Below are 25,701 nucleotides of genomic sequence, written 5' to 3'. Positions count from 1 at the left end.
TGTTGATTTCCACTGAGAAGTGACCCGGGTAGGGCGTAAATTTCCACTGAGAATTGACCCATGTTGAACTCGTCCCTGGCTTTGACAAGCGAGGGTATATGGAGTGTTGGACATGGCGTTATTGAGCGTTATCCGGCGCTGGCATTTTCGCGATCATCTACCGATCCGGGAGATAGCGCGGCGCACCGGACTATCACGCAACACGATCCGCAAATATTTGCGGTCCGAGACGATCGATCCGCGGTTCAAGGTGCCTGATCGACCAAGCAAACTGGACCCATTTGCTGAGCATCTGGCGGCCTGGCTGCGGCGCGATATGGGCCGATCGCGCAAGCAGAAGCGCACGATCAAGCAGTTTCACGCCGATTTGGTGAGCCTGGGTTATGAAGGATCCTACAACCGGGTTGCCGCTTTTGCTCGGGACTGGCGCGAAGATTATCGGCGCCAGCAACAGATTGGCGGGCGTGGGACATTCGTGCCCCTGTCGTTCGCGCCGGGGGAAGCTTTCCAGTTTGATTGGAGTGAGGACTGGGCAATCATCGCCGGGGTTCGGACCAAGCTGCAGGTCGCGCATTTCAAGCTCAGTTACAGCCGGGCATTCATCGTGCGCGCCTACCTGCTGCAAACCCATGAGATGCTGTTCGACGCCCATAATCACGCCTTCCGCGTGCTGGGCGGCGTGCCGCGCCGGGGTATCTATGACAATATGCGCACGGCCGTCGACAAGGTCGGGCGTGGCAAGGAACGCACCGTCAACGCACGCTTCCTGACGATGGTCAGCCACTATCTGTTCGAAGCTGAGTTCTGTAACCCGGCTGCGGGATGGGAAAAGGGGCAGGTCGAGAAGAATGTCCAGGATGCGCGGCACCGTCTGTGGCAACCCACGCCGCAGGTCGAAAGCCTTGATGCGCTGAACCTGTGGCTGGAGGAGCGCTGCAAGGCGTTATGGGAGGACATCCCTCACGGGATCGAACCCGGATCGGTTGCCAATGCCTGGGCCGATGAATCTGAGTGTCTGATGGTTGCGGGCAGGCCCTTCGATGGTTTTGTGGAATATCGCAAACGGGTATCGCCGACGTGCCTCATCCACTTTGAGCGCAATCGCTACAGCGTACCGGCCTCTTTCGCCAATCGCACTGTCAGCCTGCGCGTCTATCCTGATCGCTTCCAGGTCGTCGCCGAGGGGCAGCCAATCTGCGCACATCAGCGCATCATCAACCGCTCTCACGACGGTCCAGGTCATACGGTTTATGACTGGCGCCATTATCTGGCGGTCGTGCAGCGCAAGCCCGGCGCCCTGCGCAACGGTGCGCCCTTCCTTGAGCTACCCGATGCGTTCCAGCGTCTGCAGCGACATCTGTTGCGCAATCCCGGCGGCGACAGGGAAATGGTCGAAATACTGGCGCTGGTTCTTCATCATGATGAGCAACTGGTGCTGACGGCGGTCACCATGGCGCTGGAGGCTGGCGTTCCGACCAAGACCCATATCCTCAATCTGCTCTATAGGCTGGTCGACGGAAAACCGATCTCCACGCCGCCGGTGACGGCGCCCCAGGCGCTCAAGCTGGTCAGCGAACCGATGGCCAATGTCGAACGCTATGATGATCTGCGCAAGGAGAAGCGTCATGCGTCATGACCCTGCCAGCGGCGCCATCGTCGTCATGCTCCGCAGCCTCAAGATGCATGGCATGGCGCAGGCCGTCACCGATCTCATGGAACAGGGATCTCCAGCGTTCGAAGCCGCCATCCCGATCCTCTCCCAGTTACTCAAAGCCGAGACAGCAGAACGGGAGGTTCGGTCTGTGGCCTATCAGCTCAAGATCGCGCGCTTCCCTGTCTATCGCGATCTGGCCGGCTTCGACTTTACCAGTAGCGAGGTCAATGAAGCTCTGGTGCGTCAGTTGCATCGCTGCGACTTCATCGACATCGCCGACAATATCGTGCTGGTCGGCGGTCCTGGCACCGGCAAGAGCCATGTGGCAACGGCGCTGGGCATCCAGGCCATCGAACATCATCGAAAGCGCGTCCGCTTCTTCTCGACGGTCGAACTGGTCAATGCGCTCGAGCAGGAAAAAGCACAGGGCAAGGCCGGTCAGATCGCCAATCGCCTCCTGCACTCCGATCTCGTTATCCTGGATGAGCTTGGATATCTGCCGTTCAGTGCTTCAGGTGGCGCGCTGCTCTTCCACCTGCTGAGCAAACTCTACGAGCGCACCAGCGTCATCATCACCACAAACCTGAGCTTCAGCGAATGGGCCACCGTGTTCGGCGACGCCAAAATGACCACGGCGCTCCTCGATCGGCTTACCCATCACTGCCACATCCTGGAGACCGGCAACGATAGCTTCCGCTTCAAAAACAGCTCTGCCAAGCAGGCCAGAACCCAAAAGAGAAAACCACGGGTTGACCCACCCGTGACACCCGAAACATAATCCGCAGACGGGTCACTTCTCGATGGAAAACCCGGGTCACTTCTCAGTGGAAATCAACAACCCGTGTCCGCCACCTGATGGTGCGTGGTTTCCAAGACCTTCCGATCAGCTGGGGCTAAGGCTCCGTTTGTGGATACCGACAATAATCGAGGATGAACACGTGATCGATACCTTAGATGCAGCGCCCGGGTCGGCCCCGTCAGTCACGCGTCCGGACCTGGTGGCACGCCTGTTGCGCCCGCGTTCCATCGTAGTAATCGGCGCTTCTGCGAAGCCGGGCTCGCCCAGCGGCATCGTGGTCAAGATGCTGGATCAGGACCAGTTCAGCGGCGACATCCATTTGGTGGGACGCAGCGGCGGTGAGATTGCGGGCCGGCCCATCGTCCCTGATCTGGCACAATTGCCGCAAGGAATTGACCTTGCCGTGCTGACACTGCCGGCGGCCGGCGTCATCGATGCCATCAAGGCATGTATCGCCGCAAAGGTGGCCAATGCGGTCATCTTCGCTTCGGGCTTTGCCGAGACCGGCGAGGATGCGCGCGGCGCGCAGGAAATGCTGGGGCAGCTTGCTCGTGAAGCCGGTATCGGTGTCGTCGGTCCCAACTGCATCGGCTTCACCAACTATATTGATCGCATCGGCATCGGCTTCATTCCCGTGCCGCCGATCGTTGCACCGACGGCCGCTCAACTGCCCACCGTCGCCATTGTCGCTCAGAGCGGTGGCCTGATGGGGCACGTCAGCTGGGCGCTGGAGGAGCGAGGCGTTCCGGTTGCCTATCGGATTTCGACCGGCAATGAAGCTGGGCTGGGGCTTGCCGATTACATCGCCTATCTGGCGACAGATCCGGCGGTCAGCGTCATCTCCCTCTACGCCGAGCAGATCCGCAAGCCGGCGGAATTTCTTGACGCGGTCGCGCAGGCCCGTGCCGCGGGCAAGCCCGTAGTGATGTACCACACCGGCCGCAGCGATGGCGCCAAGGAAGCTGCCGCTTCTCACACAGGCGCCCTGGCAGGCGACTACGCGACGATGGCCGCGCTTGCTTCGCGCGCCGGCGTGTTGATGGCCGACAGCATTGAAGCATGGATCGATTGCACCGAATTGCTGGTTCGCAAGCCAGTCCCGCCCGTGCAGCCACCCGCTGTCGTTACGACTTCGGGGGCATTTTGTGCGGTCGCCATCGATTATCTCGACGAACTGGGCCTGGAACTGCCAACCCTTCCGGCCGCGACAGAAGCTGCGCTGCGGCCGCGATTCCCGGAATTTACGCCACCGAAAAATCCTCTCGACCTGACGACCCAGGCGGCCTTCGACATCCCCCTGACCGCCGATGCAATCAGGGAACTGGTGAAGGATGACGCTTTCGGTTCGGTCGCGCTTTCGTGCCCGGCGCTTGGTTCGGCGGCTGCGAAGTGGCTGGCGCCACTGGTCGACGTCATCCACGCCAGTGCAAAGCCGATCCTGGTTACCGCCATGGGTGAAGAATCGGCATTTCCGCAAGACTTCGTCGATATGGCACGAAAAAATGGCGTCCTTCTTTCACGCTCGCCGGAACGCGCGCTGCGCACTGTTGCGGCGGTGACCGCCTATGGTCGGTCGCTGGCTGCGATCGGGGAAGGCACGACGGCTGCGCCCGCAGCGATTGATCTGCCAGAACTGAAGCCTGGAACCCAGCCGGAATGGCTCGGTAAGGAGGTACTGGATGCCATCGGCGTTGCCCGGCCGAAGAGTGAACTGGTCCAGACCCCCGACGCAGCAGCGCTAGCGGCTGAGGCCATCGGCTTCCCTGTGGTCCTCAAGGTTCAGGCCGCCGAACTTGCCCACAAGACCGAGATTGGTGGCGTTCTGCTGTCGCTCAAGAATGCGGATGAGGTCCGTCAGGGCTTCGCCACTCTCACCGAGCGGGTTCAGCAGGCGCGCCCCGGCGCGGTGCTTGACGGGATTCTGGTCGAGGCTATGGCGCCCAAGGGCCTGGAACTGGTCGTTGGGGCCAAGCGCGACGCGCAATGGGGGCCGGTTCTGCTGGTTGGGCTGGGTGGCATTCTGGTCGAGGCGCTCAAGGATGTCCGCCTGATGTCCGCCGACGTAACGCCCGCCGAAATCGAGCGCGAACTGCGCCAGCTGAAGGCAGCGGCGCTGTTGAGCGGCTTCCGAGGAAGCCCGCCTGTTGACGTGGCTGCGGTCGCGAAAGCGGTCGCGGCGGTAGGAACGCTGATGCGCCTGCGCCCGGACATCACTGAAATCGATCTCAACCCGCTGCTGGCCTTGCCGGTGGGGCAGGGCGTATTGGCACTCGATGCCCTTATCGTGACCGAAAAGGCGGAGTAACATCGGTGACCGAACAATATATTACCTATGAGCTTGAAGGCGACATCGCCCTCATTGGCATCAACCGCCCCGACAAGCGAAATGCGATGAGTTCGGAGGTGGCCGCTGAGCTGATCGTTGCGGCCCAGCGGGCAGGGCGAGAGGCGAGGGCGGGTATCATCTTCGGCCATGGCGAGCATTTTTGCGCCGGGCTCGACCTCGTCGCCGTCGGCGAAAAGCGCAAAGCAGGTGTCAGTGACACCGACAAGCGGGAGCGTCATCCCGAGCATCTTGGCTTCGATGCCATTGCACGTGGGCCGATCCCCTTCGTCGCGGCTCTCAGCGGTGTGGTGATCGGACTGGGTCTGGAATTGGCATGCGCCGCGCAGATCCGGGTTGCCGACCGCAGCGTCGTGTTTGGCCTGCCCGAAGCTATGCGGGGCATCTTCGTCGGCGGCGGCGGCAGCGTGCGAATCCAGCGACTTATCGGCTATGCGCGCATGGCCGACATGATGCTCACCCGCCGGACCCTGACCGCAGACGAAGGATGCGCCCAGAATCTATGCCAATATGTCGTGGATCCCGGGGAAGCGCTGGCCAAAGCGCGCGAACTGGCGGCGCGGATGGTCGAAAATGTGGCTTTGTCCAACTGGACCATCTGCAATATTCTGCCCCGTATCAACGATCTTGGTCATGACGATGGTCTCATGTTGGAGCAAATGGCGGCGCATTACACGGTCGGCCAGGAAACGCTTGAGCGGCTTGACCAATTTGCCGCCAAACGCGGCCCGCGCTTCCTAGGATGAAATTGGAGCTGATGCCGGTTTTGTGGTGGACGGCGACGTTGATGTGGCTGAGATAGCCCAAGGTCGAAGGGGGCCGTAGCCAGGACGGATTTGGCGATCCGGGCATCCGACATGGCGGTGCCCCTGAGCCAGCCCCCAAGCGCTGCACGTCCCCTCCGAGCGCGGCAGCTAATATTGCTCTAATGAAAAACAGAAGACACTGCATACGTGTGGCCCGCGCACATCGATGAATGGCAAGCGCAACTGCCGCGACAACTCCGCTGTCGAGACATTCGTCAAATCCCTGAGGGAGGAACTCATCTAGCGGCAGATCTGGCCATCAAGATGACGGGCGCAGGCTGACATCTTCCAGCACAGATGGCGGCACCGCGTTCGTCATGGATCGCGATGCCCATGACTTTCAGGTTGATGCACCCATTCCAATCTATGTCGCTGCCTACAGGATTAGCTGATTATTTCGCTATCGAAATGACGATTGATAATATCGCGCAAGCTGTCCACCTCGCCGTCCAGCTTGATCGCTGAACTGAGGTCAGGCTGGCCCGGCCATCCCGCGTCCATGATCGTCAGGCCTGCGGCGGTGCGGCTGCCTTCGTAGCGGGGGATGACGTGGAAATGGACGTGGGGATCGACCATCATCAGCATCAGATAGTTGATCTTGTCATAGCCCACTGCCTGGGTCAGCGCCGCCTCGATCGTGGCGGTGGCGGTCTTTAGTTCTGCATGCGCCTCTGCGGGCAGGTCGCCGAACGCCGTGGCGTCGCTTCGCGCGGCAAGCACCAGTGATCCCAGCGTGGGCTGGCTCGGCCGTAGCAACACCAGCCAATGATCGAACTGCGCCACCAGCGTGGCCGGATAGCCGAATTTCTCGATCGTCGCGTTCATGCCTGTCCCTCCGCCTCGTCCATCCAACTGATGATCGGCCGTCCCGACCGCGCGACCGCGTAGGCCTGGGCGAGGCGTATGGCATGAACGATCAACGAAATGACGGTCCACCACGCCAGCGCGACCAGGCCGATGTCCGGTCGCCCGAACAGCAGGGCGACGAACAGGATCACCATATTGGGGTTCCGCCGCGCCGTGATCAGCCTGAACTGGCTGTCGAACCGCCGCCAGACATGGATGTCCATCTTGAAGTCCTTGAGGAACAGACCCTCGATCACCCGTTGCAGCACATAGCCGGCAACGACCGCCGTCATGACGAAGGCGAAGGTTGCACCCGGCAGTTGCAGACCCCAATAAGCGAGGCCCGTCCCCCAGAAATACCACCAGAAGGGTGGGTGGACGAGGTCGACGCCATGGTCGATGACATTGCCCCATTTGGACGAGGTGATGGTGCAGCGGGCGAGCTTTCCATCCACCGTGTCCAGCACCATGAAGATGAATCCGGACAGGAATCCGGTCCAATAGAGTCCCTTGGCAAAGAGGAAGGTCGCAAGCAGACACAGGCTGACGCCGATCACCGACACCATGTTGGGCGTCATGCGCAATTGCGCGGCGATCCGGGTCAGCACCAGCGCCAGTTCTGGCCAGAGATATTTGGTCAGCAGATCGGTCACGCCCTTGTAAGCGCCGAAATAGCTGCGGCGCTCAATCTCGCGCCGGGTCGCTGGCGTCAGTTCGCGCACCATCGGTTGCTCCAGCTTGCGCAGCTGGCGATTATAGAGCCGCCGCCCGTCCGACAGATCGATCACATGCGCGGCGGTAAGGGGATCGGTGCCTTGCACGACTTGGCCCACGATCGGCGCGCCACCCCAGGTGAACACCGTGCCGGGCGTTTCCAGTACGAGCGTCAGCAGCAGCGGGTCGAACGCATAGGTCAGGTTGAACAGCAGTTCGTGCCCGCTCGCCAACTGGCGGCCGTTGTTCGCCGCGCTTTCCGCCATGCGCCGGTTCCGCTCGGCATTTGGCATGCCCCAGATTGGCGTCGCATTCTCGCCGATCAGCCGGACCGGCCCCAGAGAAGTGGAGAGAAGCTGGCTCATGCGGCGCCCTTCAGAAAATCGAGGATGATGTCGGCCTGGCGCTGCGAGGCGGGGATGGGAGACTGGTCGATGGAATCACGCATCGCTGCTTCCTGCACGTCACGGAACCCGGCTTGCAAGCCATTCGCACGCGCCAGCGCAGGGGCCAGCGCGTCCATGCTGTCGATCGCCTGTCCCAGACGCCAGTGCGAAAAAGCCGCGCCCGCCCCATCATGATGATCGAGGTTCAGGAAGACGCAGGGGCGCGGTGCGATCAGAAATTCATAAACCTGGCTCGACACGTCGCCCAGATAGAGGTCCGCGCTCATCGTATAGCTCATGTCGATCGAATGGCGACTGCCCATGTCCACCCGGATATGCGGAGCGGCACTGACGATCGGGGGCACGCGCTGTGCCAATTTGACATGCGGCGCGATGATGACGTTCCAGTCCGTCAGCGACTCCAGCGCCGCCATGACCGACGGGCCATGGTTGATCCAGGAGGACAATTTGGCGTCGAAATGGGGGTTGTAGAGCAGCACCGGCTTGTCGTCCGAAAAGAAGCGCTGCCTGTTCGCCTTCAGTTCGAATTTGGGGTAGCCGCCCACGCGCACATTGTCTTGCGTCCCAAGGCCACGCGCGATCAGCCGGCGCCTGTCCTTTTCGCCGCCCACTATCGTCAGGTCGAACGCGGCATGGCCTTTCTTATAGCCGCCCTCGCGGTCGCCGGCGCCATGTTTGATGTGAATCATGCGGGATGAAAAGCCGGGCATGTGTCGCAGCCGGGCGCTGCTGATTTCAGTCGTGACGATCACGGGACATCGCGCGATCCTCCGGTGGTTGAGCAGCAGGGTGGCGAAGCGGGAGGGCTGGCGAAACAGCGAGTCGGGTTGCAGCGGCGGACGCGTCAGGCGCACCGGCTCCAGTCGCCCCTCCGGATCATAGCTGCCGATCAGGTCCAGCATGGTGTCGGATGGCGCCAGCACGCTGACCCGCACGCTCGAACGCCGTGCCAGTTCCAGTGCGGCGGGCAGCCAATGATAGATTTGGTGCGCTTCTGCGATGGCGAGGAAGGCGATGTCGGTCGGCAAGCGGGTGATCCATGAAGGGCGGGGGCCAATAGGCGCAGCATGCGCGCATGTCGTTCGCCCTAGCGCGACAGAGACAGGAAGCAAGTCGTCACGGCGGGTTTTGCAAGCCTGTTGCAACAAGGGTTTTGGGGAGAAACATCGCCCTCAACGCTGGACCTTTGCGGATTTTTTGCTATTCGGGCGGCGACCCGACACACATTCCCGAAGAGGCTCGACGAGCGATGGCCGAATTTGCGTTGCCCAAGAACAGCAAGATCAACGGCAAGGGCGTAACCTATAAAGCGCCCCAAGGCGCCACCAATGTGCGCAGCTTCAAGGTCTATCGCTACGATCCAGACTCCGGCCAGAATCCGCGCTACGACACGTTCGAAGTGGATCTGGACCAGTGCGGCCCGATGGTCCTCGACGCGCTGCTCAAGATCAAGAATGAATATGATCCCACGCTGACCTTCCGCCGCTCGTGCCGCGAAGGCATTTGCGGCTCCTGCTCGATGAACATGAACGGCAAGAACGGCCTCGCCTGCACCACCGCGATCGACGAATGCGCGGGCAAGCAGGTGCAGATCACGCCGCTGCCGCACATGGACGTCATCAAGGATCTGGTGCCCGACTTCACGCATTTCTACGCGCAGTACAACAGCATCAAGCCGTGGCTGCAAACCGTCAGTCCGCCGCCCAGCGGCAAGGAGCGGCTCCAGTCTCCGCAAGACCGCGAGAAGCTGGATGGCCTTTATGAGTGCATCCTGTGCGCCTGCTGCTCGACGAGCTGCCCCAGCTACTGGTGGAACAGCGACAAGTTCCTTGGTCCCGCCATCCTGCTCCAGGCCTATCGCTGGCTGGCCGACAGCCGGGACGAATATACCGGTGAGCGCCTGGACGAGCTGGAGGATCCCTTCCGCCTCTATCGCTGCCACACCATCATGAATTGCGCGAATGTCTGCCCCAAGGGCCTGAGCCCGGCCAAGGCGATCGCGGAAACCAAGAAGATGATGGTCGAACGGCAGCTTTGAGTTGACGAGCGATGGCGTAGCCGGCGGTCGACCGCTGAGCGAAGGCAAATGGGCGGGATGGGCGGCCTGTTCCGATCCGCACCCCGACACTTTTTTGCAAGCGATCGGGCGGGGATATATGCGGGCGGACGGGCCAACGCGCGCTCGGGTCGCCCTGGAAACGCGCTCCAGCCATCGCAACCGGCTCGATACGCTGCATGGCGGTTTTCTCGCGGCTTTTGCCGATCACGCCTATTTCGGCGGTTTGTGGATCATGGGGCACCAGGCGCAGATTAATGGTGTTACCATTGACCTTAGCATGCAATATCTGGGCGCGGGAAAGGTGGGGCCTGATCTGGTCGCTGAGGTCGAGATATTGCGGGAAACCGGGCGTCTTTTCTTCCTGCGGATGCTGATGACGCAGAATGGTGAGGCGGTGGCCGCCTCTACGGCCACCATTCGAAAGGCGCCCAAGCCGCAGTGACGACCATTCTCGCCCGCTATGATGCACTGGTGAAGTTCGGCGAACTCAGGCCTGACCCCGATCAGCGCGCCGCTGCCGAGCGGCTGGGCCAGATGCAGCAGGAGTTGGAGGCAACGCCAGCGCGGGGGTCGACGCTGTGGAAATTGCTGCGCAAGGCGCCGGAGCCGCCGCGCGGCCTTTATATGTGGGGCGGTGTCGGGCGGGGCAAATCCATGCTGATGGACCTGTTCTTCGACACGGTACAGGTCAAGCGCAAGAAGCGCGCGCATTTCCACGAATTTATGCTCGACGTCCATGCCCGTCTCGCCGAAGCGCGCAAGTCGGAAACGGGCGACCCGATCCCGCCGGTGGTCGAGTCGCTGGCGGAAGAAGCGCGCCTGCTCTGCTTCGACGAAATGGTGGTCAACAATATGGCCGACGCGGCGATCATGTCGCGCCTGTTCACCGGGTTGCTCGACAAGCGCGTGACCATTGTCACGACGTCGAACCGCGTCCCTGATGATCTCTACAAGGATGGCCTCAATCGCCAGCTGTTCCTGCCCTTCATCGACCTTATCAAGGCGAAGCTGGATGTCATGAGCCTCAACGGTCCCACCGATTATCGGCGCGACCGGTTGGGGGATGCGCAGCTTTGGCACTGCCCCAATGGGCCGGAGGCGACCCGCGCCCTGTCCGAGGCCTTTTTCCGACTGACCGATTTTTCCGTGGAGGATCGGGCCAAGGTGCCGGCCGAGGATATTCCCGTTCAGGGCGGCCGCACCCTGCATGTGCCCAAAAGCCTCAAAGGCGTCGCTGTCTTTTCGTTCAAGCGGCTTTGCGTGGAGGCGCGGGGGGCGCCGGATTATCTGGCGATCGCGCGCAAATATCATAGCGTCATCATCGTCGGCATCCCGGTTCTGGGGCCGGAAAAGCGCAATGAGGCGGCGCGTTTCGTCACGCTGATCGACTCGCTCTACGAATATAAGGTGAAGCTGCTGGCATCGGCCGATGCTTCGCCTGAGCGTCTCTATCCTACGGGCGACGGAGCCTTCGAATTTGAGCGCACCGTGTCGCGTCTGCTGGAGATGCAGTCGGACGATTATCTGGCGCTGGGCCACGGCCCCAAATAATTAGCGCGGCCTATCGCGGCCGCTACCTCGCCCCGTCGCAGCAGGCTGGAACTCTTCACCAACACGCAACGTCATTGCGGCAAACAGGCCGGGCGCCCTTCGAGGAGAAAAGGCGCCCGGCAGGGTAGCTCTGCAGGGAAGGCTCGCGGCCAGGGTAGGAGCCAACGAGCAACAGGCTGTAACACTTGCCTAATGCAATTGCGAACCAATTGCAAAGATAATTTGGTATGCACTGTTTTCGCAGGTTGAAACCCCTGCGGGAAGGGCGTAGGCGAACCGGCAATTCCAGTAATCATGACTTGGAGGATGACAGCTTATGGCCCGTAAGAAGATAGCGCTGATCGGCGCTGGCAATATCGGCGGTACGCTCGCCCATCTGGCGGCGCAGAAGGAACTGGGCGACATCGTCCTTTTCGACATCGCCGAGGGCATTCCCCAGGGTAAGGCGCTGGACCTGTCGCAATGCGGGCCGGTGCAGGGCTTCGATGCGGCAGTCACGGGCACCAATGATTACAAGGATATCGAAGGTGCGGACGTCATCATCGTCACTGCCGGCGTGCCGCGCAAGCCCGGCATGAGCCGCGATGACCTGCTTGGCATCAACCTCAAGGTCATGAAGGCCGTGGGCGAGGGCATCAAGCAATATGCCCCCGACGCCTTCGTCATCTGCATCACCAACCCGCTCGACGCGATGGTGTGGGCGCTGCGCGAATTTTCCGGCCTGCCCCACAACAAGGTCGTCGGCATGGCCGGCGTGCTCGATTCGGCGCGCTTCTCGACCTTCCTCGCCTGGGAATTTGGCGTGTCGGTCCGCGACGTCACCAGCTTCGTGCTGGGCGGCCATGGCGACACGATGGTCCCCGTGGTCGAATATTCGACCGTCAAGGGCATTCCCGTCCCCGACCTCATCAAGATGGGCAAGTCGACGCAGGAGCGCATCGACGCCATCGTCAAGCGCACCGCCAATGGCGGCGGCGAAGTCGTCGGCCTGCTCAAGACCGGTTCCGCCTTCTATGCGCCGGCTGCATCGGCCATCGCCATGGCGGAATCCTATCTGGGCGACCAGAAGCGCGTCCTGCCCTGCGCCGCCTATCTCGAAGGTCAATATGGCGTCGACGGCCTTTATGTCGGCGTGCCGGTGAAGATCGGCAAGGATGGCGTCGAGGAAGTGATCGAGATCGAACTCAATGATCAGGCCAAGGCCGGCCTTCAGGTGTCGATCGACGCGGTGAAGGACCTGCTGACCGCGTGCAAGGGCATCGACAACACGCTCGCCTGATCGACTGAGATGTTTCAGCCCGCCCCGGTAAGTGTGCAGCCGGTGGCGGGCTGCTTTTCATGAACTGCCACGTCACAGACGAAAAGGGACACGCATGTCCATTCTGGTGAACAAGAATACCAAGGTCATCACCCAGGGTATGACCGGCGCAACCGGGACCTTCCACACCGAACAGGCGCTGGCCTATGGCACGCAGATGGTCGCGGGCGTGACCCCGGGCAAGGGCGGCACGACCCATATCGGCCTGCCCATGTACGACACGGTCGCGGAAGCCAAGTCGAAGACCGGCGCCGACGCTTCGGTCATCTATGTTCCGCCGCCATTCGCCGCGGACTCGATCCTCGAAGCCATCGACGCGGAAATCCCGCTGATCGTCTGCATCACCGAAGGCATCCCCGTCCTCGACATGGTACGTGTGAAGCGCGCTCTCTCGGGCAGCAAGTCGCGCCTGATCGGTCCCAACTGCCCCGGCGTCCTGACCCCTGACGAATGCAAGATCGGCATCATGCCCGGCAGCATCTTCAAGAAGGGCAGCGTCGGCGTCGTGTCGCGCTCGGGCACGCTGACCTATGAAGCGGTGTTCCAGACCTCCAACGCGGGCCTCGGTCAGACCACGGCTGTCGGCATCGGCGGCGATCCGGTCAATGGCACCAATTTCATCGACGTGCTGGAGCTGTTCCTGGCCGACGACGCGACCGAATCGATCATCATGATCGGTGAAATCGGCGGCGATGCGGAAGAACAGGCCGCGCAGTTCCTGATCGACGAGGCCAAGAAGGGCCGCAAGAAGCCGATGGCCGGCTTCATCGCGGGCCGCACGGCGCCTCCGGGCCGTCGCATGGGCCATGCCGGCGCGATCGTATCCGGCGGCAAGGGTGACGCGGAGAGCAAGATCGCGGCGATGGAAGCGGCCGGCATCAAGGTTGCGGCCAGCCCGTCGGAGCTTGGCTCCACGCTGGTCGAGGTCTTGAAGGGGTAAGATAACTCCTACATATAGATGCGGTCGGGCTGCACCCCGACCGCATATACTCCCGCTTCCGCGACTGCACGCGGCGCAGATGGGACAGAAGATGGGTTACGAGAACCAGGATTTCGAGATCGAGCGCGGACCAAGCTGGGCGCGCGACAATTGGCCGCTGACGGATACCGATGATCTGACCGGCGCGCTTGACCCCACGCAGATGCAGGTGGCCGTCAAGGCCGCCGCCAAGGCGCAGGGCAAGGCCGTATCGGACGCCGATATCACCGCCGCGGCCGAAGACAGCATTCGCGCGATGATGCTGATCCGGACCTATCGCGTGCGCGGCCATCTGGCCGCCAATCTGGACCCGCTGGGCCTGGCCAAGCGCGAGGCGCCCGCCGACCTGTCGCCGGAATATCACGGCCTCACCGATCTCTCCAAGAAAATCTATCTGGGCGGGGCGCTCGGCCTGCAATATGCGACCGTCAGCGAACTAGTGGCGATCCTGCGGCAGAATTACTGCGGCAATGTCGGCCTTGAATATATGCACATCTCGGACGTGGAGGAGCGCCGCTTCCTCCAGGACCGGATGGAAGGCAAGGACAAGGAAATCCACTTCACGCCCGAAGGCAAGAAGGCGATCCTGGCCAAGGTCATTCAGGCCGAACAATATGAGAAGTTCCTGGGCCGCAAATATGTCGGCACCAAGCGCTTTGGCCTCGACGGCGGCGAATCCATGATCCCCGCGCTCGAAGCCGTCATTAAATATGGCGGGTCGAGCGGCGTGCGCGAGATCGTGTTCGGCATGGCGCATCGCGGCCGCCTCAACGTGCTCGCCAATGTGATGGCCAAGGGCTTCCGTGTCATTTTCCACGAATTTTCCGGCGGCACTGCTAATCCGGAAGATGTCGGTGGATCGGGCGACGTCAAATATCACCTCGGCACATCGACCGACCGTGAATTTGACGGGATCAAGGTCCATATGTCGCTGGTCCCCAACCCCTCGCACCTGGAAACGGTCGATCCGGTGGTGCTGGGCAAGGTCCGCGCGCAACAGACCTTCCGCGATGACCTCTCCAATCACGAACAGGTATTGCCGGTCCTGATTCACGGTGATGCTGCCTTTGCCGGGCAGGGCATTGTCTGGGAATGCTTCGGCTTTTCCGGCGTGCCGGGATATAATACCGGCGGCTGTGTCCACTTCGTCGTCAACAACCAGATCGGCTTCACCACCAGCCCGCAATTCTCGCGCGGTTCGCCCTATCCCAGCGACGTGGCAAAGGGCGTTCAGGCGCCGATCCTGCACGTCAATGGCGACGATCCGGAAGCCGTAACCTTCGCCTGCAAGCTGGCGATGGAATATCGCCAGAAATTCCATCGCGACATTGTGATCGACATGTGGTGCTACCGGCGCTTCGGTCATAATGAAGGCGACGAACCCTCCTTCACGCAGCCGCAGATGTACGCGAAGATCCGCCAGCATCCGCCGGTCAGCGACATTTATTCCGCCCGGTTGAAGGCCGAAGGTCTGGTCGACGATGAGTTCGTCGGCAAGGCGACGTCTGAATTTGTCAGCCATCTGGAGGACGAGTTCGAGGCGGCAAAGAGCTACAAGGCCAACAAGGCCGACTGGTTTGCGGGTCGCTGGTCTGGCCTCCACAAGCCCGCCGACGCCGAAACCGCGCGCCAGACGGTCGAAAGCGGCGTGTCGCAAAAGCTGTTCGACAGCCTTGGCCGTACGCTGACGACGGTGCCCGAGGGCCATAATGTCCACAAGACGTTGAAGCGCGTTCTCGACGCCAAGGCAGAAATGTTCAAGTCGGACGAGAATTTCGACTGGGCGACCGGCGAGGCCTTGGCCTTTGGCTCGCTCTTGTCGGAAGGCTATGGCGTGCGCCTGTCCGGTCAGGATTCGGGTCGCGGCACGTTCAGCCAGCGTCATGCTGTCTGGGTCGATCAGGAAAGCGAGAATAAATATATCCCGCTTTCGACGGTGCCGCACGGCCGCTTCGAAGTGCTCGACAGCCCGCTGTCCGAATATGGCGTGCTGGGCTTCGAATATGGCTTCGCGCTCGCGGACCCCAAGAGCCTGGTCATCTGGGAAGCGCAGTTCGGCGATTTCGCCAATGGTGCGCAGATCATCTTCGATCAGTATATCGCCTCGTCCGAAACCAAGTGGCTGCGGTCCAACGGGCTCGTCTGCCTGCTGCCGCACGGCTATGAAGGGCAGGGGCCGGAACATAGCTCGGCCCGTCTGGAGCGCTTCCTTCAGCTCTGCGCCGAAGGGAATATCCAGGTCGCCAACATCACCACCCCGGCAAATTATTTCCACGCCCTGCGCCGGCAGATGCTGCGCCCCTTCCGCAAGCCGCTGATCATCATGGCCCCCAAGTCGCTGCTGCGGCACAAGGCTGCGGTGAGCAAGGCCGAGGATTTCCTGGGCGACACGCATTTCAAGCGCATCCTGTCGGACCCCAACGGGTCCGCCGACACGGACACGAAGCGGCTGGTGCTTTGTTCGGGCAAGGTCTTCTACGATCTCGCCGAAGCGCGCGACGCCGCTGGCGACCAGAATACCCAGATCGTGCGCATCGAACAGATTTATCCGTTCGCAACCGACGCACTGGCCAAGCGCATCGCGCGCATGACCAATTTGGAGGAAGTCGTCTGGTGCCAGGAAGAACCGCGCAACAATGGCGCGTGGTTCTTCGTCGAACCCTATGTCGAGGAAGCGCTGGCGATGGCCGGTAAGGCGCCGATGCGGGCGCGTTATGCGGGCCGCAAGCCGTCCGCATCTCCCGCCACGGGCCTGGCCAAGCGCCATGTCGCCGAACAGGCCGCTCTTGTCGCCGATGCGCTGGGTCACAGCGTGCGTGAAGAAATCCGTCGCCAGAAGAAAGGCTGAGAAAGCGCATGGCTACCGAAGTCAAAGTCCCAACCTTGGGCGAATCCGTTACCGAAGCAACCGTGGGCCAGTGGCTGAAAAAGCCGGGTGAGGCCGTCGCCGCTGATGAACCCATTGTCAGCCTTGAAACCGACAAGGTCGCGGTCGACGTGCCGGCGCCGGCCGCCGGCACCATGGGCGACATTGTCGCGAAGGAAGGCGATACGGTCGAAGTCGGCGCGCTGCTGGGCTATGTGAACGAGGGCGCCGCCGCGTCGGCTTCGCCAGCGCCGGCGGCCGCGGCAAAGGCCGAAGCCGCAACGCCTGCGCCTGCCGCGTCCGCGCCCGCCGCGGACGATGACAGCGAAGGCGAGGGCAGCAATCTGACCCTGTCGCCCGCCGTCCGCCGCTTGGTGCTGGAGCATGGTCTTGATCCCAGCAAGATCAAGGGCACCGGCAAGGACGGCCGCCTGACCAAGGACGATGTGGTGGCCGCCGCCGCCGCCGGCACGGCGAAGGCTGCGGCGTCCACCCCGGCGTCCGCCCCTGCCGCCGACGCGCCGTCGTCCGGTCCGTCGCGCAAGCAGGAACGAGTCAAGATGACCCGTCTGCGCCAGACGGTCGCCAAGCGCCTGAAGGAAGCGCAGAACAACGCCGCGCTGCTTACCACCTTCAACGATGTCGACATGACCAACGTCATCGAGGCGCGCGCGAAATATAAGGACCTGTTCGAAAAGAAGCACGGCGTGCGCCTGGGCTTCATGGGCTTCTTTACGAAGGCCGTGTGCATGGCGCTCAAGGACATTCCGGGCGTCAACGCGCAGATTGAGGGCGATGAGATCGTCTATAACGACTTCGCCGACATTTCGGTCGCGGTGTCCGCTCCGACCGGTCTCGTCGTGCCGGTCATTCGCAACGCGGAAAGCATGAGCGTGGCGAAGATCGAAAAGACGATTGGCGACTTTGGCAAGAAGGCCAAGGAAGGCAAGCTGACGATGGAAGATATGAAGGGCGGCACCTTCACCATCTCCAACGGCGGCGTGTTTGGATCGCTGATGTCAACCCCGATCATCAACCCGCCCCAGTCGGCGGTGCTGGGTCTTCACCGCATCGAGGATCGCCCGGTCGTCCGTGACGGCCAGGTCGTGGTGCGTCCGATGATGTATCTGGCGCTGAGCTACGACCATCGCCTGATCGACGGTCGCGAGGCAGTGACCTTCCTCGTCGCGGTCAAGAACGCGATCGAGGATCCGACGCGGCTGTTGATTGATCTGTAAAACCAAAGCTTGTGCTCCTGCGGACGCAGGAGCCTAGGGCGGAGAAGCACAACGAAGGCGGGCTATGTTTACCTGATGGCGAGCGGTCGGAATGGCACCCTGTATCTGGGTGTGACCAGCGATCTTGCCGGAAGAACCTATCAGCACCGCAACGGACTGGTAGATGGGTTTACGAAGGAACATGGCTGCACCATGTTGGTGTGGTTCGAAGCATATGACGATCTGCAGGAAGCGCGCCGGCGCGAATTGCAGATGAAAAAATGGAAACGGGCTTGGAAGATCGAGTTGATCGAGCGAGACAATCCGCGATGGCGGGATTTGTTCGAGACTTTGTTCTGACGACGCCCTGGGTTCCTGCTTTCGCAGGAACACGAGAATGAGGTGAGAGATGGCAGAGTTCGATTATGACGTTCTGGTGATCGGCGCCGGGCCGGGCGGCTATGTCGCGGCGATCCGTGCGGCGCAGCTCGGGCTCAAGACCGCGTGCGCCGAAAGCCGGGAAACACTGGGCGGCACGTGCCTCAATGTCGGCTGCATTCCGTCCAAGGCGATGCTGCACGCATCCGAGCTCTATGACGAGGCAGCCAACGGCATGCTCGCCAAGCTGGGCGTCAAGATCGACGCGATGAGCCTGGACCTGCCCACCATGCAGGGGCAGCGTACCGACGCGGTCAAGGGGCTGACCGGCGGCATCGAATTCCTGTTCAAGAAGAACAAGGTCACCTGGCTTAAGGGGCTTGCCACCTTCACCGGCGCGAACAGCGTCGAAGTCGGCGGCGAAAAGGTGACGGCGAAGAATATCGTGATCGCCACCGGTTCGTCGGTCACGCCGCTGCCCGGCGTGACGATCGATAATGCCGGCGGCAAGATTGTTGATTCCACCGGCGCGCTGGAACTGGACAAGGTGCCGGGTCATCTGGTGGTCGTGGGCGGCGGTGTCATCGGCCTGGAAATGGGCAGCGTGTGGCGCCGCCTGGGCGCCAAGGTGACGGTGGTCGAATATCTCGACCAGATCCTGCCCGGCATGGACGGCGAAGTCCGCAAGGAAGCCAACAAGATTTTCAAGAAGCAGGGCTTCGACTATAAGCTCGGCACCAAGGTCACAGGGGCGGAAGTCGTTGGCGATGGCGTCAAGCTGACCGTTGAACCGGCTGCGGGCGGCGACGCGGAAACGATCGAGGCCGATGTCGTCCTTGTGTCTATCGGTCGTCGGCCCAATACGGAGGGCCTTGGCCTCGACAAGATCGGGTTGGAGGTCAACCAGCGTGGCCAGATCGAAACCGATCATGACTTCGCGACCAAGGTGCCCGGCGTTTGGGCGATCGGCGACGTCATTCCCGGTCCCATGCTGGCGCACAAGGCCGAGGACGAAGGCATTGCTGTGGCCGAAAATATTGCGGGCCTCACCGGCATCGTGAACCATGACCTCATCCCGTCGGTTGTCTACACCAAGCCGGAAATCGCCGGCGTGGGTCTGACCGAGGAAGCGGCCAAGGAAAAGGGCGCGGTCAAGGTCGGCAAATTCCCGATGATGGCAAACAGCCGCGCCAAGACCAATCACGAGCCCGAAGGCTTTGTGAAGATCATCGCCGACGCCGAAACCGACAAGGTGCTGGGCGTATGGATCATCGCGGTGCCCGCCGGCACGATGATCGCGCAGGTCGCCCAAGCGATGGAGTTCGGCGCGTCGAGCGAAGACATTGCCTATACTTGCCACGCGCATCCCACGCACAGCGAGGCCATCAAGGAAGCGGCCATGGCCGTCACCGGCAAGCCGATCCACATGTAATCGGTCCGGCATTCCGTCGACCAAGCGAAAAGGCCTCCATCCGGGGGCCTTTTCTTTTTGCCCATGGCGAGGCACCCGTGCCTTTTGCAGTGCAATAATCTGTTAAAGGGTCTGGCCGTTCAAAAGGGAAGTGGTTACATGGGCCGCCACGAATCCCCATGGGACGCGCCCGCCGTCCCCCAGCAGAAAGTGGCTTTCACATGGACATCCGCCTTGGCCTCACCTTTGACGACGTGCTGTTGCAGCCCGCCGAATCTGATGTGTTGCCGAGCCAGGCCGATACCAGCACGCAGGTCACGCGCGGCATCAAGCTCAATATCCCGATCCTCTCGTCGGCCATGGATACGGTGACGGAAGCCGACATGGCGATCGTCATGGCGCAGCTGGGCGGCATCGGCGTGCTGCACCGCAATCTGACGGTCGAGGAGCAGGCGGATGCCGTTCGCGCGGTCAAGCGGTTCGAAAGCGGCATGGTCGTCAATCCCATCACCATCCTGCCCACCGCGACGCTGGCCGACGCGCAGATGCTGATGCAGCGGCACAAGATCAGCGGCATTCCGGTGGTCGAGGAATCGGGCAAGCTGGTCGGCATTCTGACCCATCGCGACGTGCGGTTCGCTGAAAATCCCGCGCAGCCGGTGAGCGAACTCATGACCAAGGACAATCTTGCCACGGTCAAGGCGGGTGTCAGCCAGGATGAGGCGCAACGGCTGCTGCACCAGCGCCGGATCGAAAAGCTGCTCGTCGTGGACGAGGCCTATCATTGCGTGGGCCTCATCACCGTCAAGGATATCGAAAAGGCCGTGACCTATCCGCAGGCGACGAAGGATGGTTCGGGCCGCCTGCGCGTCGCCGCCGCCTCGACGGTCGGGGACACCGGGCTGGAGCGTAGCAAGGCGCTGATCGACGCGGAGTGCGACCTCATCGTCATCGACACCGCGCATGGTCACAGCAAGCAGGTGTCGGCCGCCGTCGAAGCGGTTAAGAAACTGTCCAACCATGTTCAGGTGGTCGCCGGCAATGTCGCCACAGCCGAAGCAACCAAGGCGCTGATCGGCGCGGGTGCGGATTGCGTGAAGGTCGGCATTGGTCCCGGCTCCATCTGCACCACCCGCGTCGTCGCCGGGGTCGGCGTGCCCCAACTCACGGCCGTCATGGACTCGGCGGAAGAAGCCGCCAGGCACGGCGTTCCGGTGATCGCCGATGGCGGACTGCGCACGTCGGGCGACGTCGCCAAGGCGCTGGCGGCGGGCGCGGGCTGCGTCATGGTGGGATCGCTGCTCGCTGGCACGGCCGAAGCGCCCGGCGAAACCTTCCTCTATCAGGGGCGCGCCTATAAAAGCTATCGCGGTATGGGCAGCGTGGGCGCCATGGCGCGCGGCAGCGCCGACCGCTATTTCCAGGCGGATATCAAGGACCAGATGAAGCTGGTGCCCGAAGGGATTGAAGGCCAGGTGCCGTTCAAGGGGCCGGCGAAGGATGTGATCCATCAGCTGGTTGGCGGCGTCAAGGCGGCGATGGGCTATACCGGCAGCCGCACGATCAAGGATTTGCAGCAGCGTGCCCGCTTCGTGCAGATCACCAATGCAGGGCTGTCGGAAAGCCATGTCCATGACGTCACCATCACCCGCGAAGCCCCCAATTATCCGACGCGCTGATGGCTGAAAGGCCGACGGCCAACCTCAAGGGAAGGGGCAGGCACCTGTGACCCCATCCGCCCGCGTACAGGCCGCAATCGACCTGCTGGACGCGATCATCGCCTCCGCGCGCGATGGCGGTCCGGCCGCCGATACGCTGATCGCCCGCTATTTCAAGGAACGGCGTTATGCCGGGTCGCGTGATCGTCGCGCCGTGCGCGACCACGTCTATGACGCGATCCGCCGCGCGGCCGAACGGCCGGAGTCGGGCCGCGCGGCGATGATCGGCCTGGCGCAGGACCAGCCGGCCCTTGCAGCCCTGTTCGATGGGTCGCCACACGCGCCGCTGCCGATCGAGCCGGGCGAACCGGGAGCGCCGGCAAGCGCCGTGCCCGCTTGGCTCCAGCCGTTGCTCGCCGCGCCGGTCGAGCAGGACGCGCTGCTGGGCCGCGCCCCTGTCGATGTGCGCGTCAATCGCCTCAAGGCCGCGCCCGCCCAGGTCGCGCCTTTATTCCCCGACGCTATTGCCGTTCCCCGACTGCCCGACGCGCTGCGTCTGCCCGAAGGCTCGCCGGTCGAGCAGCATCCAGCGTGGAAGGACGGCCTTGTCGAAGTGCAGGATGCTGGCAGCCAGTGGATTGCAGCGGCGTGCGAGGCCCGGCCCGGCATGACGGTCGTCGATCTGTGCGCCGGGGCGGGCGGCAAGACGCTGGCGCTGGCCGCTGCGATGGCGGGGCAGGGCAGGCTGATCGCGGCCGACACCATCCGATCGCGCCTGGCGCGGCTGGAACCCAGGGCGCAGCGCGCCGGCGCGACATTCATCGACACATTGCTGCTGGATCAGGCGCATGAGGCACGCGGGCTTGCGCATTTGCAGGGGCAGGCGGATGTGGTGCTGGTGGATGCGCCCTGTTCGGGCACGGGAACCTGGCGGCGCAATCCCGAAGCGCGCTGGCGGCTGACCCCGGCGCGGCTGGAGCGGCTGGTGGCGGAACAGGCGCGTATCCTCGATTTTGCCGCGCCGCTGGTGCGGCCGGGTGGGCTGCTGGTCTACGCAACCTGCGCGCTGGTCGATCGCGAGGGACGCGATCAGGTGGCGGCATTTCTGGCTCGTCACGAAGGCTGGATCGTCGAACCGGTCGACGTGCCGGTCGGGCGGGCGCATGGCGGAGGCGTGCTGCTGACGCCGGAGCATGATGGCAGCGACGGCTTCTTCTTCGCGCAGCTTTGCCGACCGGCATAAATCATCCCATGGACAAAGCCGTGCAAGTTCGCGACACTTGGCCCTTGGACCAGAGCCTGCAATCATCGCCTGAAACATGGCTGGAGAAGATAATGCGTTTCACCCCCGCCTCGATCGCGCTTGCCGCCTTGCTGACCACTGTGTCCAGCGTGGGCTTCAGCCAACGGCCGGACAGCCAGATCACTCCCCAGTCGATCGAGTGGCAGAAAGCGGGAGAGGCGGCGCGCAAGGCGGGCAATCTGGAAGGCGCGACCGATGCGCTGGAAAGCGCGCTGGCGGTCGATCCGCGCAACCGCGCCGCTTATGTCGCGCTCGCTGAAGTCGCGCGGGCGCAGGGGCTGCAGGGCAAGGCGATCCGGCTGTACAAGGAAGCCTTGCTGCTCGACCCGACCGATGTCGTTGCCCTTGCGGGACAGGGCGAGGCGATGATGGAAAAGGGCGCGGTCGCACGCGCCAAGGAAGTGCTGGCGCAGGCGCAAAAGCTCTGCAAGACCGATTGCGCACCCGTCGGGGACTTGGCCGCCGCCGTCCAGAAGGGGCCGCCAGCCGTTGCCATGACCAGCAAGGATGCAGTGCCCTCGCCCGAGGCAAAGACGACCGAGCAGCCCTGATCAGGCGGGTCAGACCGTCACGATTTCCGGCAGGATCGCGTCCAGCAGCAACATGCCGGCGGGCGTGACCTGTATCCGGCTGTCCTGTCGGTCGATCAGCCCTAACTCGATCAGTCGCGTCATCGCCCGGCCGTCCACCAGCCGCGTGCGCGCAATGCCCGACAGTGCCACGATGCGGTCAAGGTCGACGCCTTCGCGCAGCCGCAGCCCCATCAGCAGCGCCTCGCGTGCCCGATCCTCGCCCGCCAGCGGGTCTTCGTTCTGCGCGCCATGGCCGTTACGCGCGACGGCGTTCATCCAGTTTTCCGGCTTCTTGTGGCGCACCGTGGCTTGGCCGGTCCGCCGGCCATGCGCACCCGGGCCGATGCCGGCATAGTCGCCATAGCGCCAATAGGTGAGGTTGTGTCGGCTTTCCTGACCCGGTCGGGCATGATTGCTGATCTCATAGGCCGGAATGCCCGCCGCGCCCGCCATCGCCTGGGTCAGCTCATAGAGGGTTGCGCCATGGTCGGGGTCGGCCGGAGCGAGCTTGCCCTGCGCCACCAGCGTCGCAAAGCGCGTACCCGGCTCGATCGTCAGCTGATAGAGCGACAAATGCCCGGTGCCATAGCCCAGCGCACGCGTCAGCTCTGCCTCCCAATCCGCCTCGCTCTGGCCCGGCCGCGCATAGATGAGGTCAAAGCTCACCCGATCGAACACGCGCTGCGCGGTAGCGAGCGCCGCCAGTCCTTCGTCGACGTCATGCGCGCGGCCCAGAAAATGCAGAGCCTGATCATCGAGCGCCTGAAGCCCCAGGGAAACGCGGTTCACGCCGGCGGTGGCCAGATCGGCAAAACGCGCCGCTTCGACCGAATTGGGATTGGCCTCCAGCGTGATCTCAATGTCGGGCGCCAGGCCCCAGTGGCGGTCCGCGGCCGAGATCAGGTCGGCGACCAGAGCGGGCGGCATCAGCGATGGCGTGCCGCCGCCAAAAAAGATCGACGTCAGCGCCCGTCCGCCGGTCAACGCCGCCTCATGCGCCATATCCGCCAGCAGCGCCCCGCGCCACGCATCGACATCAACGCCCTCGCGCACATGGCTGTTAAAGTCGCAATAGGGGCATTTGGACACGCAGAAGGGCCAATGGATATAAAGGGCCAAGGGCTCGGCGGTCGGAGGATTGTCATGGGAAAGAAGGCAGCTATCGGGCATCTCCGCCGCCCTTAGCGGGGATTGCGCGCCGGGGCCAGCTTGGCGCGGCACCGGCACATCGATCTTGCGCAAGGAAAGCCGCCGCAAAGAGGCGTCAGAACACTGCCTTCACCAGTTGTGCGAAGGCGTGGGCGCGGTGGCTCATGGCGTGCTTGGCGTCCGGGTCCATTTCGCCGAAGCTGATGTCATACCCGTGGGGCTGGAACATCGGGTCATAGCCAAAGCCCTTGTCTCCGCGCGGAGGCCAGATGATCGTGCCATCGACCCGGCCTTCGAACGCTTCGACATGACCGTCCGGCCAGGCGAGCGCCAGCGCGCAAACGAAATGCGCGTCATGCCCCGCCTCCGGGCCCTTGGCCTCGATCCCGTCCCAGACCTTTTGCATAGCTAGGCCAAAATCCTTGTCTGGACCAGCCCAGCGCGCCGAAAACAGCCCCGGGTCGCCGCCCAGCGCCTCGACGCACAGGCCACTGTCGTCGGCAAGAGCGGGCAGGCCGGAAAGGTCCGCCGCCTGCATCGCCTTCAACTCGGCATTGGCGATAAAGGTGGTGCCGGTCTCCTCCGGTTCGGGCAGGTCCAGGCTTCCAGCCGAAATCGGCTCGATGCCATAGGGGCCAAGCAGCGCCGCAATCTCGCGCACCTTGCCCGCATTATGGCTGGCGATCACTAGCTTGCCCGGGGCAAGCTTGCGGATCGCCTGTTCCTGTCCGAAATCGTCTGACATATATTGTGACCTTACCTGATGTGCTCCTGCGGAAGCAGGAGCCCAGAGTGCGAAGTCACCGTCATCGACCCTAGGCTCCTGCCTTCGCAGGAGCACAGTATTTAACCATTTTGATGCATCACCGCCCCGTGGCCGCGTCCTGCGCCGCGAAGATCTTGGCGCAGCCGATCCGTGCGAGCCGAAGCAGGCGGAGCAGTTCTTCCTCGTCATAGGCCGCGCCTTCGGCCGTCGCCTGTACTTCGGCAAACTTGCCGTCACCGGTCAGGATCAGGTTCGCGTCGGTTTCGGCATTGCTGTCCTCGGCATAGTCGAGGTCCAGCACCGGCGTGCCATTGTAGATGCCACAGCTGATCGCCGCGACCTTCTGGATGATAGGGTCCTGGCTCAGCGCGCCGCTGGCCATCAGCTTGTCCACCGCGATGCGCAGCGCAACCCAACTGCCCGAGATCGCCGCCGTGCGCGTGCCGCCATCGGCCTGGATTACGTCGCAATCGACCACGATCTGCCGTTCGCCCAGGGCTTTGAGGTCAACCACGGTGCGCAGCGATCGGCCGATCAGGCGCTGGATTTCCTGCGTCCGCCCCGACTGCTTGCCCTTGGCCGCCTCACGGCTGCCGCGCGTATGGGTGGCGCGGGGCAGCATGCCATATTCGGCCGTGACCCAGCCCGAACCCTTGCCACGCAGGAAGGGCGGCACCTTTTCCTCGACCGACGCGGTGCACAGCACGCGCGTATCGCCGAAGCTGACCAGGCAGCTGCCCTCGGCATGGATGGTGAAGCCTGGCTCCATGGTGATGTCGCGCATCTGGTCGGGCGCGCGGCCGGAAGGACGCATAAATAATCTCCTTGCAAGGATCAGGTCGGCGCGCCCAGCCGGGGCGGCGCCGCCGATGCGCCAGAAAGCGCACTTGCAGCGCCGCTTAGC

22 protein-coding genes are annotated in these 25,701 nt (G+C 62.9%); 16 read left to right on the top strand and 6 right to left on the bottom strand.

Translation table 11 applies throughout. The features are described from left to right. Positions 1–112: 112 nt before the first annotated feature. From istA to RLDS_RS41890, 4 genes are all read left to right on the top strand, one after another. A complete protein-coding gene (gene istA, locus RLDS_RS41905) occupies positions 113–1,636 on the top strand; it encodes an IS21 family transposase (RefSeq protein ID WP_009823850.1) in 1,524 nt (507 codons plus the stop codon). Beyond that, positions 1,626–2,432, top strand: a complete 807-nt coding sequence (istB, locus tag RLDS_RS41900) for an IS21-like element helper ATPase IstB (protein WP_009821099.1) — start codon at positions 1,626–1,628, stop codon at positions 2,430–2,432. The genes istA and istB overlap by 11 nt, the downstream gene beginning before the upstream one ends. Positions 2,433–2,592: 160 nt before the next feature. Continuing rightward, positions 2,593–4,758, top strand: a complete 2,166-nt coding sequence (locus tag RLDS_RS41895) for an acetate--CoA ligase family protein (protein ID WP_021226402.1) — start codon at positions 2,593–2,595, stop codon at positions 4,756–4,758. Between the two features lie 5 nt (positions 4,759–4,763). Next, positions 4,764–5,543, top strand: a complete 780-nt coding sequence (locus tag RLDS_RS41890; protein ID WP_021226401.1) for a crotonase/enoyl-CoA hydratase family protein — start codon at positions 4,764–4,766, stop codon at positions 5,541–5,543. A gap of 444 nt (positions 5,544–5,987) precedes the next feature. Here RLDS_RS41890 and RLDS_RS41885 read toward each other — a convergent pair whose 3' ends face one another. From RLDS_RS41885 to RLDS_RS41875, 3 genes are read right to left on the bottom strand one after another with little or no spacing between them, the layout of a single operon-like run. Beyond that, positions 5,988–6,428 (bottom strand): HIT family protein, encoded by a 441-nt coding sequence (locus RLDS_RS41885; protein ID WP_021226400.1) that lies wholly within the window; start codon positions 6,426–6,428, stop codon positions 5,988–5,990. Then, positions 6,425–7,528, bottom strand: coding sequence for a CDP-alcohol phosphatidyltransferase family protein (locus RLDS_RS41880; protein ID WP_021226399.1), 1,104 nt, complete (start codon positions 7,526–7,528; stop codon positions 6,425–6,427). Before RLDS_RS41880 ends, RLDS_RS41885 begins: the two co-directional genes overlap by 4 nt. Next, positions 7,525–8,598 (bottom strand): glycosyl transferase, encoded by a 1,074-nt coding sequence (locus tag RLDS_RS41875; protein WP_021226398.1) that lies wholly within the window; start codon positions 8,596–8,598, stop codon positions 7,525–7,527. The genes RLDS_RS41880 and RLDS_RS41875 overlap by 4 nt, the downstream gene beginning before the upstream one ends. 221 nt (positions 8,599–8,819) lie before the next feature. Here RLDS_RS41875 and RLDS_RS41870 point away from each other — a divergent pair, with 221 nt between their 5' ends. From RLDS_RS41870 to RLDS_RS41815, 12 genes are all read left to right on the top strand, one after another. Next, positions 8,820–9,608 (top strand): succinate dehydrogenase iron-sulfur subunit, encoded by a 789-nt coding sequence (locus RLDS_RS41870; protein WP_021226397.1) that lies wholly within the window; start codon positions 8,820–8,822, stop codon positions 9,606–9,608. 1 nt (position 9,609) lies between these two features. Beyond that, a complete protein-coding gene (locus tag RLDS_RS41865; protein WP_021226396.1) occupies positions 9,610–10,071 on the top strand; it encodes a PaaI family thioesterase in 462 nt (153 codons plus the stop codon). Beyond that, complete coding sequence (gene zapE / locus RLDS_RS41860) at positions 10,068–11,180, top strand: cell division protein ZapE (RefSeq protein WP_021226395.1); 1,113 nt, start codon at positions 10,068–10,070, stop codon at positions 11,178–11,180. Before RLDS_RS41865 ends, zapE begins: the two co-directional genes overlap by 4 nt. A 316-nt stretch (positions 11,181–11,496) precedes the next feature. Beyond that, positions 11,497–12,459 carry a malate dehydrogenase gene (gene mdh, locus RLDS_RS41855; RefSeq protein ID WP_021226394.1) on the top strand — a complete coding sequence of 321 codons (963 nt, stop codon included), beginning with the start codon at positions 11,497–11,499 and terminating at the stop codon, positions 12,457–12,459. Between the two features lie 94 nt (positions 12,460–12,553). Beyond that, positions 12,554–13,438: a succinate--CoA ligase subunit alpha gene (sucD, locus tag RLDS_RS41850; protein WP_021226393.1), complete on the top strand. Its 885-nt coding sequence runs from the start codon at positions 12,554–12,556 to the stop codon at positions 13,436–13,438. 91 nt (positions 13,439–13,529) lie between these two features. Next, the gene (locus RLDS_RS41845; RefSeq protein ID WP_021226392.1) at positions 13,530–16,325 is read left to right on the top strand and encodes a 2-oxoglutarate dehydrogenase E1 component; all 2,796 of its coding nucleotides are present in this window, start codon (positions 13,530–13,532) and stop codon (positions 16,323–16,325) included. Positions 16,326–16,333: 8 nt separating this feature from the next. After that, complete coding sequence (odhB, locus tag RLDS_RS41840) at positions 16,334–17,581, top strand: 2-oxoglutarate dehydrogenase complex dihydrolipoyllysine-residue succinyltransferase (RefSeq protein ID WP_021226391.1); 1,248 nt, start codon at positions 16,334–16,336, stop codon at positions 17,579–17,581. Between the two features lie 72 nt (positions 17,582–17,653). Further along, on the top strand, positions 17,654–17,920 hold the full coding sequence (locus RLDS_RS41835) for a GIY-YIG nuclease family protein (RefSeq protein WP_269078216.1): 267 nt from the start codon (positions 17,654–17,656) through the stop codon (positions 17,918–17,920). A gap of 49 nt (positions 17,921–17,969) precedes the next feature. Next, positions 17,970–19,370 carry a dihydrolipoyl dehydrogenase gene (gene lpdA / locus RLDS_RS41830; protein WP_021226389.1) on the top strand — a complete coding sequence of 467 codons (1,401 nt, stop codon included), beginning with the start codon at positions 17,970–17,972 and terminating at the stop codon, positions 19,368–19,370. Between the two features lie 200 nt (positions 19,371–19,570). Continuing rightward, a complete protein-coding gene (gene guaB / locus RLDS_RS41825; protein ID WP_021226388.1) occupies positions 19,571–21,028 on the top strand; it encodes an IMP dehydrogenase in 1,458 nt (485 codons plus the stop codon). A 46-nt stretch (positions 21,029–21,074) separates the two neighbouring features. Next, positions 21,075–22,250: an RsmB/NOP family class I SAM-dependent RNA methyltransferase gene (locus RLDS_RS41820; protein ID WP_021226387.1), complete on the top strand. Its 1,176-nt coding sequence runs from the start codon at positions 21,075–21,077 to the stop codon at positions 22,248–22,250. A 92-nt stretch (positions 22,251–22,342) separates the two neighbouring features. Next, positions 22,343–22,861, top strand: coding sequence for a tetratricopeptide repeat protein (locus RLDS_RS41815; RefSeq protein ID WP_031298277.1), 519 nt, complete (start codon positions 22,343–22,345; stop codon positions 22,859–22,861). A 9-nt stretch (positions 22,862–22,870) separates the two neighbouring features. Here the strand turns inward: RLDS_RS41815 and hemW are convergent, their stop codons facing one another. The 3 genes from hemW to rph form a co-directional block, all read right to left on the bottom strand. After that, positions 22,871–24,052 carry a radical SAM family heme chaperone HemW gene (gene hemW, locus RLDS_RS41810; RefSeq protein ID WP_031298276.1) on the bottom strand — a complete coding sequence of 394 codons (1,182 nt, stop codon included), beginning with the start codon at positions 24,050–24,052 and terminating at the stop codon, positions 22,871–22,873. A gap of 94 nt (positions 24,053–24,146) precedes the next feature. After that, positions 24,147–24,776: an RdgB/HAM1 family non-canonical purine NTP pyrophosphatase gene (gene rdgB / locus RLDS_RS41805; RefSeq protein WP_021226384.1), complete on the bottom strand. Its 630-nt coding sequence runs from the start codon at positions 24,774–24,776 to the stop codon at positions 24,147–24,149. A gap of 118 nt (positions 24,777–24,894) precedes the next feature. Further along, entirely contained in the window at positions 24,895–25,611 is a 717-nt protein-coding gene (rph, locus tag RLDS_RS41800) for a ribonuclease PH (protein ID WP_021226383.1), read from the bottom strand. Between the last annotated feature and the right edge of the window lie 90 nt (positions 25,612–25,701).

The sequence above is a fragment of the Sphingobium lactosutens DS20 genome (assembly GCF_000445105.1).
Classification (GTDB): domain Bacteria; phylum Pseudomonadota; class Alphaproteobacteria; order Sphingomonadales; family Sphingomonadaceae; genus Sphingobium; species Sphingobium lactosutens.
The sequence above is the reverse complement of the archived record's forward strand: the minus strand, read 5'-3'. Positions and strand labels throughout refer to the sequence as shown.